The organism is Caulobacter sp. ErkDOM-E (assembly GCF_048541895.1).
Classification (GTDB): Bacteria; Pseudomonadota; Alphaproteobacteria; order Caulobacterales; family Caulobacteraceae; genus Caulobacter.
The window spans coordinates 3776538-3789350 of record NZ_CP183331.1 but is presented as its reverse complement, the minus strand read 5'-3'; the positions used below and the strand labels follow the sequence as shown (position 1 = coordinate 3789350).

14 protein-coding genes and 1 pseudogene are annotated in these 12813 nt (G+C 67.0%); 8 read left to right on the top strand and 7 right to left on the bottom strand.

What is annotated here, in order from left to right:
* The first annotated feature begins 130 nt into the window (after nt 1–130).
* From ACN2C7_RS18500 to ACN2C7_RS18490, 3 genes and pseudogenes are all read left to right on the top strand, one after another.
* A complete protein-coding gene (locus ACN2C7_RS18500) occupies nt 131–1336 on the top strand; it encodes a saccharopine dehydrogenase C-terminal domain-containing protein (RefSeq protein ID WP_419318941.1) in 1206 nt (401 codons plus the stop codon).
* 2 nt (nt 1337–1338) lie between these two features.
* Nucleotides 1339–2511: a carboxynorspermidine decarboxylase gene (locus ACN2C7_RS18495; RefSeq protein WP_419318940.1), complete on the top strand. Its 1173-nt coding sequence runs from the start codon at nt 1339–1341 to the stop codon at nt 2509–2511.
* Between the two features lie 53 nt (nt 2512–2564).
* Nucleotides 2565–2729 (top strand): annotated as a pseudogene (locus tag ACN2C7_RS18490) (hypothetical protein); the annotation flags it as partial.
* A 24-nt stretch (nt 2730–2753) separates the two neighbouring features.
* Here ACN2C7_RS18490 and pth read toward each other — a convergent pair.
* The 7 genes from pth to lgt form a co-directional block, all read right to left on the bottom strand.
* Nucleotides 2754–3371, bottom strand: coding sequence for an aminoacyl-tRNA hydrolase (gene pth / locus ACN2C7_RS18485; RefSeq protein WP_419318939.1), 618 nt, complete (start codon nt 3369–3371; stop codon nt 2754–2756).
* A 92-nt stretch (nt 3372–3463) separates the two neighbouring features.
* Nucleotides 3464–4060 (bottom strand): 50S ribosomal protein L25/general stress protein Ctc, encoded by a 597-nt coding sequence (locus tag ACN2C7_RS18480; RefSeq protein ID WP_419318938.1) that lies wholly within the window; start codon nt 4058–4060, stop codon nt 3464–3466.
* Between the two features lie 154 nt (nt 4061–4214).
* Nucleotides 4215–5303 carry a hypothetical protein gene (locus ACN2C7_RS18475; protein ID WP_419318937.1) on the bottom strand — a complete coding sequence of 363 codons (1089 nt, stop codon included), beginning with the start codon at nt 5301–5303 and terminating at the stop codon, nt 4215–4217.
* A gap of 136 nt (nt 5304–5439) precedes the next feature.
* Nucleotides 5440–6378, bottom strand: a complete 939-nt coding sequence (locus ACN2C7_RS18470) for a ribose-phosphate pyrophosphokinase (protein WP_419318936.1) — start codon at nt 6376–6378, stop codon at nt 5440–5442.
* Nucleotides 6379–6720: 342 nt separating this feature from the next.
* A complete protein-coding gene (gene pgeF / locus ACN2C7_RS18465) occupies nt 6721–7506 on the bottom strand; it encodes a peptidoglycan editing factor PgeF (protein WP_419318935.1) in 786 nt (261 codons plus the stop codon).
* Nucleotides 7507–7510: 4 nt separating this feature from the next.
* Entirely contained in the window at nt 7511–8752 is a 1242-nt protein-coding gene (locus ACN2C7_RS18460) for a class I SAM-dependent methyltransferase (RefSeq protein WP_419318934.1), read from the bottom strand.
* Nucleotides 8739–9635: a prolipoprotein diacylglyceryl transferase gene (gene lgt, locus ACN2C7_RS18455; RefSeq protein WP_419318933.1), complete on the bottom strand. Its 897-nt coding sequence runs from the start codon at nt 9633–9635 to the stop codon at nt 8739–8741. The genes ACN2C7_RS18460 and lgt overlap by 14 nt, the downstream gene beginning before the upstream one ends.
* Nucleotides 9636–9749: 114 nt before the next feature.
* Here lgt and ACN2C7_RS18450 point away from each other — a divergent pair, with 114 nt between their 5' ends.
* The 5 genes from ACN2C7_RS18450 (at nt 9750) to ACN2C7_RS18430 (ending at nt 12794) form a co-directional block, all read left to right on the top strand.
* Nucleotides 9750–10016, top strand: a complete 267-nt coding sequence (locus tag ACN2C7_RS18450; RefSeq protein WP_419318932.1) for an accessory factor UbiK family protein — start codon at nt 9750–9752, stop codon at nt 10014–10016.
* A 131-nt stretch (nt 10017–10147) separates the two neighbouring features.
* Nucleotides 10148–10654 (top strand): YbjN domain-containing protein, encoded by a 507-nt coding sequence (locus ACN2C7_RS18445; protein WP_419254060.1) that lies wholly within the window; start codon nt 10148–10150, stop codon nt 10652–10654.
* Nucleotides 10655–10781: 127 nt separating this feature from the next.
* Nucleotides 10782–11573, top strand: coding sequence for a pyrroline-5-carboxylate reductase (gene proC, locus ACN2C7_RS18440; protein WP_419318931.1), 792 nt, complete (start codon nt 10782–10784; stop codon nt 11571–11573).
* Between the two features lie 88 nt (nt 11574–11661).
* Nucleotides 11662–11913, top strand: a complete 252-nt coding sequence (locus tag ACN2C7_RS18435; protein WP_419318930.1) for a hypothetical protein — start codon at nt 11662–11664, stop codon at nt 11911–11913.
* 29 nt (nt 11914–11942) lie between these two features.
* On the top strand, nt 11943–12794 hold the full coding sequence (locus ACN2C7_RS18430; RefSeq protein WP_419321500.1) for an SPFH domain-containing protein: 852 nt from the start codon (nt 11943–11945) through the stop codon (nt 12792–12794).
* Nucleotides 12795–12813 lie beyond the last annotated feature (19 nt).

Genomic DNA, 12813 nt, shown 5'->3' with positions numbered 1-12813 from the left:
GGACAAGGTAGAGAACTGTCGCAGCTTCTGCTTAGGGTGATTAGCGGACTCGTTGTCCTCGTGATATGACCCCGGCCCCCTCTTTCAGGCGTTAGACTGCCAGAGGCTACAGGCGTTAGGAGAAGCCCAAATGAGCAGGGTGCTGGTTATCGGTGCTGGCGGTGTTGGTTCGGTCGCTGTCCACAAGATGGCGATGAATGCGGACGTGTTTTCGCACATCACGCTGGCGAGTCGGACGAAGTCGAAATGCGACGCCATCGCCGAATCGGTGAAGTCGCGCACCGGCGTGACCATCGACACGGCCGCGCTGGACGCTGACGACGTCGCCGCCACGACGGCGATGATCAAGGCGGTCAAGCCGGCGCTCGTGGTCAATCTGGCCCTGCCCTATCAGGACCTCAACATCATGGACGCCTGCCTGGCGGCCGGGGTGAACTATCTCGACACGGCCAATTACGAGCCGCGCGACGAGGCCAAGTTCGAATACAGCTGGCAGTGGGCCTATCAGGACCGCTTCAAGGACGCCGGTCTGATGGCGCTGCTGGGCAGCGGCTTTGACCCGGGCGTGACCTCGGTGTTCACCACCTACACCAAGAAGCACCTGCTGGACCGGATCGACACGCTCGACATCCTGGACTGCAATGGCGGCGACACGGGCCTGCCCTTCGCCACCAACTTCAATCCCGAGATCAATCTGCGCGAAGTGACCGCCCCGTCGCGGCACTGGGAAAACGGCGCCTGGGTCGAAGGCCCCGCGCTGAGCCACAAGCAGGTGTTCGACTTCGACCAGGTCGGCGAGAAGAACATGTACCTGATGTATCATGAGGAACTTGAGTCCCTCGTGAAGTTCTATCCCGAGATCAAGCGCATCCGCTTCTGGATGACCTTCGGCGACAGCTATCTCAAGCACCTGGAAGTGCTGGGCAATATCGGCATGATCAGCATCGAGCCGATGATGTTCCAGGGCCGCGAGATCATCCCGATCGAGTTCCTGAAAGCCCTGCTGCCCGAGCCCTCGTCGCTGGGCCCGATCACCAAGGGCAAGACCAATATCGGCACGATCGCCACGGGGATGAAGGACGGCAAGGCGCGCACCGTCTACGTCAACAACATCTGCGATCACGAAGAAGCCTATGCCGAGACCAACAACCAGGCGGTCAGCTACACCACGGGCGTTCCGGCCATGATCGGGGCGGCCCTGATGCTGACCGGCCAGTGGAAGGGCGCGGGCGTGTTCAACATGGAACAGCTGGATCCCGATCCGTTCATGGACATGCTGAACAAGCACGGCCTGCCCTGGAAGGTCCAGGACCTGGCGGCCCCGCTGGCGTTCTAGGCATGGAAACCAAGGCCGCCGGCCCCGGCGCTTTCGCTCGCTTTGATCTGAACCGCGTCCCGTCGCCCTGTTTCGTGGTCGACGAGGTCGCGGTGCGCCGCAACCTGGCCATGCTCAAGGCCGTGGGCGACGGGTCCGGCGCAAAGGTGCTGCTGGCGCTGAAGGCGTTCTCGATGTGGTCGCTGGCCGGCGTGGTCGGCGAATATCTCGACGGCGTCTGCGCCTCGGGCCTGTGGGAAGCGCGGCTGGCCCGCGAGTTCTATAGCGGCCACCTGACCACCTACTCGCCGGCCTACAAGCGCCAGGACCTGCCGGCGATCCTTAGGATCTCCGACTCGGTGATCTTCAACACGCCCGACCAGATCGCGCGGTTTGCCGATCTGATCGCCGCGGCGCGGGCGGCGGGCGAGGTGTTCGACATCGGGCTGCGCCTGAACCCCGAGCACAGCGAGGCCGAGGTCGCCAAGTACGATCCCTGTCAGCGCGGCTCGCGCCTGGGCTTCCCCGTCTCGCAGCTGCGCCCGGAGCATCTTGAGGGCGTCGATGGTTTGCACATCCATGCCCTGTGCGAGCAGGACTTCGAGCCCCTGCGCCGGATCTGGGCGTCGGTGGAGCCGAGGCTGGAAGGGATGCTGGGACAGCTGAAATGGCTGAACCTGGGCGGCGGCCACCACGTCACTCGCGCCGACTACCAGACCGCCGACCTGATCGCCTTCCTGGCCGGCATCGGCCAGCGCCACGGGCTGCAGGTCTATATCGAGCCCGGCGAGGCCATCGCCCTCGACGCCGGCATCCTGGTCGGCGAGATCCTCGACACCTTCGACAACAGCGTGCCCGTCGCCATCACCGACATCTCGGCCACCTGCCACATGCCCGACGTCATCGAGGCGCCCTATCGGCCGGCGATGCTGGGCGAGGTTGAGGGCGGCGTGACCATGCGGATCGGCGGCCCCTCGTGCCTGGCCGGCGACATCATCGGCGACTACGGCTTTGCGACGCGACCGGTTCCGGGTCAGCGCATCGCCTTCCTGGATCAGGCCCACTATTCGATGGTCAAGACCAACACCTTCAACGGCGTGCCTCTGCCGGCCATCGCCCTGTGGAACAGCGACAGCGACGCCCTGAAGCTGGTGCGCGAGTTCGACTATGCCGAGTTCCGCGACCGGCTGTCCTGAGGGCTGGAGCGGATCGACATTCAGGATCGCGACGACGGCCGATCTTTTAAACTCTGTCATTCCCGCCCTTGTGGCGGGAACCCCTCTGTCCGCCGCAGGTGCGGGAGGGGCGGACCGCTGGCGGTCCGCTTGCGTCTCACCTGCCAGCTGAACCAGGGGTTCCCGCCACAAGGGCTGGAATGACGGTGATTGAGGGACAATGGCCGGCTGAATGTCGATAAGGCCTGGTCTTCCGACCCGATCTAGCTTTCGGGGGCCGGCTTCTTGGGGTCGGACTTGGGTGAGGGCGCCAGGCGCATGACTTCGGCCTGATAGCGCTCGTCGTCGCCGGCCGCCGCGAAGGGCAGGGCGTCGCAGACGGCGTCCAGCAGCGGGTCCAGCCACTGGTGCTCGACCTTGTGGAAGTCGCCCAGCACATAGTGCATGACCATGGCCTTGTCGCCCGGATGGCCCACGCCGATGCGGCCGCGCCGGAAGGCGTCGCCGACCTGGCTGGTGATCGAGCGGATGCCGTTATTGCCCGCCGCCCCGCCGCCGGCCTTCATCCGGAAGCGGCCCGGGGCCATGTCGATCTCGTCGTGGAACACGATCACGTCGGCCGGCGTCAGCTTGAAGAACTTCATCGCCTCGCCTACGGCGCGGCCGCTCTCATTGTAATAGGTCTTGGGCTTGAGCAGCAGCAGCTTGACCGGACCGGCCGGTGTCGAGACCGAGCCTTCGCAAGCCAGGCCTTGAAAGCGCGCGCGCCACGGCCCCGTGCCCCAGCGCCGGGCCAGGGCGTCGAGCGCCATGAAGCCGACATTGTGCCGGTTCTTCTCGTACTTGGCCTCGGGATTGCCGAGGCCGGCCAGGATCAGCATTGCTTCAATCCACGCGGGAAGCTCAAACGAAAAACGGGCGGGCTCGAAAGCCCGCCCGTCTCGATAGTCGATCGGAGAACCGATCCGAAGCCTTAGGCGGCGGTGGTGTCGCCTTCGCCCGATTGCGACGCGGCCGAGGCCTTGACGTTGGCAATCACGAAGTCGCGGTCCATGGCGGTCTTGACACCTTCCGGCAGCTTGACTTCCGAGATGCGGATGACGTCGCCGATGTCGTGGCCGGCCAGGTCGATGACCAGTTCTTCGGGGATCTGGTCGGCCGGGCAGGCCAGCTCGACGGTGTGACGGATGATTTCCAGCGTGCCGCCCTTCTTCAGGCCGACCGAGGTTTCGTGGTTCTTGAAGTGAACCGGAACTTCGATCTTGATCAGCTGGTGCTCGCTGACGCGGAACAGGTCGAAGTGGACCGGCTCGTCGGTGACGGCGTGGAACTGCACGGCCTTGGCGATGACCGACTGCTTCTCTTCGCCGTACTGCAGCGTGACCAGGTGGCCGAGCAGCTTGCCGGTGAAGAGCGCCTTGCGGAATTCGTTGCCCTTGACCGCGATGTTCACGGGAGCCTTGCCGCCGCCGTACAGGACGCCGGGGACCTTGCCGCTGCGGCGGGTTTCGCGAGCGCCGCCGGTGCCGGCGCGGTCGCGGAGTTCAACGTTCAGAATGATTTCGGCCATGGTGTTCTCTCTGGAGAGCCGGTGCTCTCGAAATGCAAAATCGCCGCACAGGACTGGATTGTCCCGCTCGGTCGACGTTTTTAGGGTGGGGCTACATACACAGAAGGGCCGGGCGATGCAACGCCCGGCCCTTCCAGGTCCGTTGAGGCGCAGCCTATTTCCGGGGCGCGGGCTTCTTGGCGGCGGCCTTGGCGTTCTTGGAGTTGCGGCCGGCCCCGCCGGCTTGGGCGATCGAGGCCTTTACCGGCACGGCGCGCGGCGGCGGCGGCGGTTCGATCGGCATCGGCGTGCCCGAAGCCTTGATCACGCACTGGCCGGTATCCATCAGGATGTGCTGACCCAGGCAGAACACGTCTTCGTAGTGCGGCTTGGAGACGGCCAGGCACTGATAGAGGTTCAGCTTGCCCATGTTCAGGCACATGGCCGAGTTGGGTTCGGCCATCACCGCCTCGATGGTGGCCAGGTTCTCGTCACCGGCCGCGCCCAGGGCCGCCAGGGCGGCCACGGCCAGGCCGCGAATGACCACCGGTGAATAGGGTCCCGAGGCCGCGCGCGGCGTCAGGGTCAGGGGCTGGGCGCCGACCGAGGCCTGCTGCAGGGCGGCTACGTCGCTGGTGTCGCCCAGGGCCGGGATCGCCGACATGGTCTTGGCATAGGCCAGGCGTACGTCGCGGTCGGGCACCGAGGCCTTGGACCACGACGAGTGCTGCACGTCATAGGCGGCCTGCTTGACGGCCTTGCCGGCGATGAAGACCTTCAGGCCTTCGGCGCCGAGGGTGTCGATGACCAGGCCGGCGGCGGTGTCGCTGCCCTTGAAGCCGACGGCATAGGCCGGATCGGCGACCAGCTGGGCGATCACCTGCTGGCGCTGCACCGGATCGGCCGCGAAGCTGCGCACGGCGCCGACATAGGCCGGATCCTGCAGGGCGATGACGGCGGCATAGGCAATGACGCCCGACAGCAGCTGCTTGGGCTCATAGGCCACGGCGACCTTCAACGAGGACTGGATCTGTTCGCCGTTCTGGAACTTGGGGTCGATGGCCCCGGCCCGGGCCATGTAGCCGCGGTAGGCGCTGGCGCGCTCCACCAGGACATTGGACAGGGTGATCGGCGGCGGCGCGGGCGGTGCGACGACCACGGGCGGCGGCGGCGGGGGAGGCGGGGTCTCGCAGCCGGCCACCACGGTGGTCAGTGCGACGGCGGCCGTCAGCAATACGGCGCGCGCACGCGAAAAGATGGGCATTCCGGGCAACTTCCCCATGGGTCTGGTTTCCGCGAATAGCATCCGCGGCAGGCGGTATTGTGACATTCAGCCCCTTAACCAGCCTTTGACAAGCGTGGCCGCAAGCGGCTTCGCCCAAAGGGTGAGAAGTCGGGGATCAGTCGAACAGCTTGGAGACCGACTCTTCGTTGGCGATCCGGCGGATCGCTTCGCCGATCAGCGGGGCGCAGGAGACATAGCGGATCTTCGGGCAGGCCTTGACCGGGTCGGAGGCCTCGATCGAGTCGGTGACCACCAGTTCGGTCAGCACCGAATTGGTGACCCGTTCGGCGGCTGCGCCCGACAGCACTCCGTGGGTGACATAGGCGCTGACCGAGACCGCGCCCTGGGCGACCAGGGCGGCGGCGGCGTTGCACAGGGTGCCGGCCGAGTCGGCGATGTCGTCGAACAGGATGCAGCGGCGGCCCGAGACGTCGCCGATGATGTTCATCACCTCAGACTGGCCGGGGCCCGAGCGGCGCTTGTCGACAATGGCCAGGTCGGCGTCGTTCAGACGCTTGGCCAGGGCCCGGGCGCGCACCACGCCGCCGACGTCGGGCGAGACGACCATCAGGTCATCGCCGATCGAATAGTTGCGGATGATGTCGTCGGCCAGCAGGCGCGAGGGCAGCAGGTTGTCGGTCGGGATGTCGAAGAAGCCCTGGATCTGGCCGGCGTGCAGATCCATGGTCAGCACGCGGTCGGCGCCCGAACGGGTGATCAGATTGGCGACCAGCTTGGCCGAGATCGGCGTGCGGCCGCCGGTTTTGCGGTCCTGGCGGGCATAGCCGAAATAGGGGAGGACGGCGGTGATCCGCTTGCCCGACGCGCGCTTGAGGGCGTCGATGCAGATCAGCAGCTCCATCAGGTTGTCATTGGCCGGATAGCTGGTCGACTGCAGGACGAACACATCCTCGCCGCGCACGTTCTCGTCGATGGTGACGAACACCTCGAGGTCGGCGAACCGGCGCACCTGGGCGCGGGTCAGCGGCATGTCGAGATACTCGGCGATGGCCTGGGAAAGCGGGCGGTTCGAGTTGCCGGACAGCAGCTTCATGGGGTCGCTCGGGGCAGGGGGTGCGCGTTGCGGGGCTTCTAGCAGTGATCGGCCCGCGAGCAAGACCTTAACGGCCGGCATGACGGATCGGTGACGTTTTGTGGCTTTCGGGTTGGGTTTGGGGTCTGTCGGCATGCACGACTTCAACAGCGCATGACCCCAACCCCTCATAGCTCTGTCATTCCCGCCCTTTTGGCGGGAACCCCTTATCCTCCGCAGGTGCGGGAGGGGCGGCGTGCTCAGCACGCCGGTTTCGCTGCAGGTGGCCGCTGAACGAGGGGTTCCCGCCACAAGGGCGGGAATGACGAGGAATGAGAGGGGCGGTTGGATGTCCATCCGTCCTCACCCCTCCAGCGCGATCGCCGACAGCAGCCGCCCATAGTCGCCCTCGCCGTTGAGGAAGGCGCGGCGGTTGGAGAAGAACAGGGCTTCCTCGGCGCGGGTGTCGTGGCCCACCCATTCGCGCTGCTCGATCCCGGCGGTGCGCAGGCGGTCCAGCACGAAGGCGGGCAGGTCGAACATCCGCTTGTCGTCGCTGACGCCGGGCCGGAAGAAGTGGCCCGAACCCGGACTATCCGCCTCGAAGCGGTGCAGGAAGTCGACGCTCACCTCATAGGAGTCCGGCCCGATACAGGGACCGACGGCCGCGACCATCCGCGCCGGATCGCCGCCGAGCACCACCATCTTGTCGACAGCGCCCTGGACGACGCCGTCCAGGGCGCCGCGCCAGCCGGCATGGGCGGCGGCGACGATGCGCGCCACGGGATCGACGATCAGCACCGGCGCGCAGTCGGCCGACAGCGCGCCGCAGATCACGCCGGGCGTCCGCGTGACGACGGCGTCACCCTCGGGCCGGACGTCGCCCCAGGACCCGTCGGCGACGATCGCGATGGTCGAATGGATCTGGTAGCAGGTGTTGAGATCTTCGGGCGCGACCCCGAACCAGCGGGCGGTGCGGGCCCGGTTCTCGATCACGTCGGCCGGCTCGTCCTTGCTGCCCCGCCCGACGTTCAGGCTGTCATAGATCCCGGTCGAGACCCCGCCCTGGCGGGTGAAGAAGGCGTGGCGGACGCCGGGCACGGCGGCCAGCAGCGGCGACTGGATGGTGGGCAGTTGGCTGTGCGGCATGTCATTATGCATCCTGTCCGGCGACCTCGAAACCAGGCGGCGTGAAACCGGGCGCATGAAGGCACACGGCCTTGAACAACGCGCCCATCTGCGCCTGACCGGTCAGACGATCAAGCTGTCTTGCGATCTGGTCGGCGCGATCAGGGCGGGCGGCGGCCAGGGCCTGGGCCCGCGCCTCGATGCCCAGGATCGCCAGAAAGACCGCCTGCTGCAGGATCGGCCCGGCCTTCGCGCCGGCCTCGACGCCCGCCGCCAGCACGGCGGGGAAGTCGGCCCAGACGGTCAGGTCGGCCTGGCCGGGGCTCTTCAGCGGGTCGACCTTGCGGTGGTCCTGCAGGGCCTGCAGCGTGTCGCCGGGACCGGCTGCGTCGCGGCCATAGTCGATCAGCAGGGCCGCGCCGCCCTCGGTGGCGACCCGGTGGCCGATCTCGGCGCCGAGGGCCTCCTGGGCGGGCGAGGATTCCAGGATGGCGCCGGGTGGCAGGTCCTCCCCCTGATGGGGGAGGCTTTCGCCTGTCGCCGAAAAACGGTTGTCATCCCGGACGAGCGCGAAGCGCGAAGATCCGGGACCGACGCCCGAACTCAGTGTTTCCGGCGGTCCCGAATCTGCGCTTCGCTTGTCCGGGATGACAGCTGTTTTCGCTGCGCGGTTCCCTCCCCCTCTGGGGGGAGGACTTAGGGCCTTCAACCCAAACGCCAGATCCCCCGCCTCATCCAGCCCGATCACCCGCTCGGCCCAGCCGGTCTCGGTCCGGACGAACTGTCGGGCGGGCAGGCAATCGAGCACCTCATTGGCGACCAGGATCATCGGCGCGCCGCCCGGCACCGCCTCCAGCCGATCGGCCCACTGCGGCGCGGCGCCGGCCAGTCGCTGCGCCTGCAGCGCCCGCAGCGGCGGCGACACCTCGACCAGCCACAGGTCGGCGGCGGCGAGAAAGTCCGGCGCCAGCTTCGCCGCCCGCAACAGGTCGCTGGTCAGGGTCCCGTCGCCGGGGCCCATCTCGACCAGCCGGAACGGCGAGGGGCGGCCCATGCGGATCCAGGTTTCCACCGCCCACAGGCCGATCAGCTCGCCGAACATTTGGCTGACCAGCGGGGCGGTGATGAAGTCGCCGCCGGCCCCCAGGTCTGGCCGCGTGGCGTAGTAGCCATCCTGCGGATCGTGCAGGCAGCGGGTGAAATATTCGGCGACGCCGATCGGTCCGTCCTGGGCGATCTGCGCCTTCAGGCGATCAAGCAGGCTCATGGGTCTGGTCGGCCGGTTCGCGCAGGGCCTTCCACAGCAGCCAGATCCCGACCAGCAGCATCGGGATCGACAGGATCATCCCCATGGTCAGGCCTAAGGGGAAGTCGGGCATGCCTTCATCGGGATTGCGCACGTTCTCCAGCAGGGCGCGGAACAGGCCATAGCCGATCAGGAAGGTCCCGATCAGCGCGCCGCGGCGCTGCAGCCACTTCAGGTGATGGGTCGCCACCCAGAGCATCGCGAACAAAACCACGCCCTCGAGCGCGGCTTCATACAGCTGGCTGGGATGGCGGGGGTCGGGACCGGCAGGGCATGTGCCGCGATTGGCGTTCTGGATCGTCTGGTTGCAGAAGATCACCCCGAACGGATGGTCGGTGACACGGCCCCACAGCTCGCCATTGATGTAGTTGGCCACCCGGCCAAAGAACAGACCGATCGGCGCGACCGGCGCGATCAGGTCGCCCAGCTTCAGGACGTCGATCTTCTGCTGGCGGGCGAACAGGGCGATGGCCGCGCAGACGCCCAGGAAGCCGCCATGGAAGGACATGCCGCCCTCCCAGATCTTGAAGGCCGCCAGCGGGTTGTCCATCAGGCCGCCGCGCTGGCCCTCGTTCATCAGCATGTAGAAGAGGATATAGCCCAGCCGGCCGCCCAGGATGATGCCCAGGGTGATCCACAGGATCAGGTCGTCGATCTGCAGCGGCGTCGCCGTCGGCGTCCGCCCGTTCCAGACGGACGGGCTGCCCACCAGCCGGATGATGTAGCGCCAGCCCAGCAGGATGCCGGCCACATAGGCCAGGGCGTACCAGCGGATGGCCAGCGGGCCCCATTGCAGGGCCAGCGGGCCGATGTGCACGACCGGGTCGATATCGGGAAAGATCACGCCGCTGGCTCCGTTCTGGACAGATCGTCGCAGGCATAGCCGGTTCGGCCTTCGCTTTCACCCCCCGCTTACCATATAAGGATCATGGAAAAGCCGCCCGCACCTGGAACCTCGATGCACAGCCAGAACCCCTTCCTCGACGAATTCGCCAAGCTCACCCAGGCGGCCATGGGCATTGCCCAGACTGCCGGCGAGGAAGCCAAGACCGCCATGCGGGCCCAGGCTGATCGTCTGGCGGCCGAATTCGACCTGATCCGCCGCGAGGATTTCGAGGCGCTGAAGGCCGAGGTTGCAGCCCTGCGCGAAGAGGTCGCCAGCCTCAAGACCAAGAAGCCCGCCGCCCCCAAGGCCGACAAGAAGTCGGCGGCAACAGGCGAATAGGCGGACGGTCTTTCGCTCTCGACGTGAAGGGGCTGTTCCGCCGCTCGCGAACCAGATTAGACTCAACGCGACGTAAGCGATTCATGGTGGGTCTCACGCCCGCCATCGCTCACGGGACGCGCAGGATTCCCATGGACGCCCAACCGGAAGACGACGACGTCCTGATGGCTCTCGACCCCCTCGAAGTGGTCGAGCATGTTCTGTCGGCCGAAAACCTGACCTTTGATCGCACCGACGACGGCGATCTGGCCTTCGCCCTGACCGGCGACTGGAAGGACTATGAGCTGTGGTTCGCCTGGCGGCCCGAGGCCGATTGCCTGCAGCTGTGCCTGTCGCTGGACCTGCGCGCGCCCAAGACCAAGCGCGCCAGCGCCTATGAGCTGCTGGCCATGATCAATCAGCGCGTCTGGCTGGGCCATTTCGAGGTCTGGACCGACGATGGCGAGGTGGTGTTCCGCCACGCCCTGGCCCTGCCATCGGGCGAGCGCCCGACCATGGCCCAGGCCGCCTCGATGATCGACGCGGCCGTCGAGGCCGCCGACCGCTTCTATCCGGCCTTCGACTTCCTGCTGCAGGGCGCCAAGACCCCGGACGAGGCCATGGCTGCCTGCATGTTCGAGACGGTGGGTCAGGCATAATCAGCTTGTCATCCCGGCCGAAAGCCCGCATCGCGGGCTGAAGAGCCGGGACCGCGACAGGCGCTATAGCTTCCGGCGGTCCCGGATCGGCCTTTCAGGCCGTCCGGGATGACAGCTAGGAGTTCTCATGACCCCCATCCTCCTCCTCGGCGCTGGTCGCATGGGCGGCGCTCTGATTCAGGGCTGGCGCGAAGCTGGGGCCTTTTCCGCCGCTGACCTGATCGTTCGCGATCCCAATGTCGACGCCGCTGCCTTTGAAGGCGCTCTGGTCAATCCGCCGCTTGACGCTCTGGCCGCCGCCAGGACCGTACTGCTGGCCGTCAAGCCGCAGATCTGGCGCGAGGCGATCAAGGATGTCGTGCCCCACCTTGCCCCCGACGCCGTCATTGTCTCGATCGCCGCCGGTGTAAGCGCCGCCGACATCGCCGAAGCCTTCGGCGGCCGCGCCGTGGCCCGGGTGATGCCGACCACCGCCGTCGCCATCGGTCGGGGCACGGCCAGCATCCATGCCGTCGATCCCAGGGCCCGCGCCGCCGCCCACGCCCTGTTCGCGCCGGTCGCCACGGTGGTGGATCTGGACGACGAAGCGCTGATGCACGCCGCCACCGCCGTCTCGGGCTCGGCCCCGGCCTATCTCTACGCCTTCGTCGAGGCGCTCGAAGCCGCAGGCGCTGGGGCGGGCCTGGATCCGGCGGCGTCCGCCCAGCTGGCCCGCGCCACCATCATCGGCGCGGCGGCCCTGATGGAGGCCGGCGGCGAGGAGCCCTCCGAACTGCGCAAACAGGTCACCTCGCCCGGCGGCACCACGGCAGCGGCGCTGGCGGTGCTGATGGGCGAAGGCGGGTTTGGTGACCTGCTACCCCGGGCGCTGGATGCGGCCATCGCGCGGTCGAAGGAACTGGGCGATCAGCCAGCCTGACCCGGACCTAACCAAAAAAGTCACTCGCCTGGCCTGAGCGGCGCGATAGACTGTTCAATAGGCCCGTGCGCGTGTTGCTGGAGGACGAATGACCGACAGGCAGTACTTCAGCATCGCCAAGGCGGTCGCCTATCTGATCCTGTTCGCGGCCGCCGGCGTGGTGCTTCTCAGAGTGGTGATCGGTCCCCTGTGGGGATCGGCCTCTGACCTTGGCATGATCGGCTCGGTCCTGGCGGCTGCGGCGGGTGTTCTGGGCATGGCCTGGCTCGGCCGCCTGATGTTTCGTGATGTCGCCAGGGGCCTTTCGCCCGACACCCGCCAAGAGATTTCCAAGCCATGAGCACCGTGTCCAACTTACCCCGCAAGCCGATGACTCCGACCGCCTTGCGCAACGTGCTGGTCATTACCGTCGGTGTGCTGGTTCTGCTGATGGGTGGCTGCCAGGTGCTTTCACACAGCACGACCGTGGAACCCGGCAATGTCGGGGTCAAGATCAAGACGCTGGGCTCTGGCGCGGGGGTCTCCAACGACGCCCTGCCGGCCCGCTGGTACTTCCGGGGCATCGGCGAGCGCATCGTCCAGTACCCGGTGATCCAGCGCACCTACAGCTACACCCGCGAGAAGGACGAGCGCGGCAACGAGAACGAGGAGATCACCTTCTCCGACAATACCGGTCTGCCGATGACGGCCGACGTCTCGGTGACCATGCAGGTCAATCCGGCCTCGGCCCCGAACCTGTACCAGACCTATCGCCTGACCTTCGACCAGCTGCTGGACGGTCCGATCCGCAACGACGTCCGCTCGGCCGTCGCGGCCGAGGCCGAGAAGGTCGGGGTCGAGACCCTGTATAGCGGCGGCCGCCAGATGGTGATCCAGAAGGCCTTCGCCCGGGTCGCCGGCAAGTGGGCCAAGCACGGTGTGACGGTGTCGCAAATGGACTGGATCGGATCCATCCGCTACCCGACCGCCGTGATCGACCAGATGCAGCGCAAGACCCAGCTGGAGCAGGAAGCCCTGGCCGCCAAGGCGCTGGAAGCCAAGGAAACCGCCCTGGCCAACGCCGCCGTCGCCAAGGCCAAGGGCGAGGCCGAGGCCATCCGGATCAAGGGCGAGGCCCTGCGCTCCAATCCCCAGGTCCTGCAGCAGCAGGCGATCGAGAAGTGGGACGGTGTGCTGCCCAAGGTCACCGGAGCCTCGACGCCGTTCGTCAAGATCGACTGATTTGAAGTCGCCGGGGACG

Bases quoted from the DNA above. Each gene is read 5' to 3' on its own strand.
- ACN2C7_RS18500 (WP_419318941.1), top strand. From the start codon at position 131: ATGAGCAGGGTGCTGGTTATCGGTGCTGGCGGTGTTGGTTCGGTCGCT.
- ACN2C7_RS18495 (WP_419318940.1), top strand. From the start codon at position 1,339: ATGGAAACCAAGGCCGCCGGCCCCGGCGCTTTCGCTCGCTTTGATCTG.
- pth (WP_419318939.1), bottom strand. From the start codon at position 3,371: ATGCTGATCCTGGCCGGCCTCGGCAATCCCGAGGCCAAGTACGAGAAG.
- ACN2C7_RS18480 (WP_419318938.1), bottom strand. From the start codon at position 4,060: ATGGCCGAAATCATTCTGAACGTTGAACTCCGCGACCGCGCCGGCACC.
- ACN2C7_RS18475 (WP_419318937.1), bottom strand. From the start codon at position 5,303: ATGCCCATCTTTTCGCGTGCGCGCGCCGTATTGCTGACGGCCGCCGTC.
- ACN2C7_RS18470 (WP_419318936.1), bottom strand. From the start codon at position 6,378: ATGAAGCTGCTGTCCGGCAACTCGAACCGCCCGCTTTCCCAGGCCATC.
- pgeF (WP_419318935.1), bottom strand. From the start codon at position 7,506: ATGCCGCACAGCCAACTGCCCACCATCCAGTCGCCGCTGCTGGCCGCC.
- ACN2C7_RS18460 (WP_419318934.1), bottom strand. From the start codon at position 8,752: ATGAGCCTGCTTGATCGCCTGAAGGCGCAGATCGCCCAGGACGGACCG.
- ACN2C7_RS18450 (WP_419318932.1), top strand. From the start codon at position 9,750: ATGCACAGCCAGAACCCCTTCCTCGACGAATTCGCCAAGCTCACCCAG.
- ACN2C7_RS18445 (WP_419254060.1), top strand. From the start codon at position 10,148: ATGGACGCCCAACCGGAAGACGACGACGTCCTGATGGCTCTCGACCCC.
- proC (WP_419318931.1), top strand. From the start codon at position 10,782: ATGACCCCCATCCTCCTCCTCGGCGCTGGTCGCATGGGCGGCGCTCTG.
- ACN2C7_RS18435 (WP_419318930.1), top strand. From the start codon at position 11,662: ATGACCGACAGGCAGTACTTCAGCATCGCCAAGGCGGTCGCCTATCTG.
- ACN2C7_RS18430 (WP_419321500.1), top strand. From the start codon at position 11,943: ATGACTCCGACCGCCTTGCGCAACGTGCTGGTCATTACCGTCGGTGTG.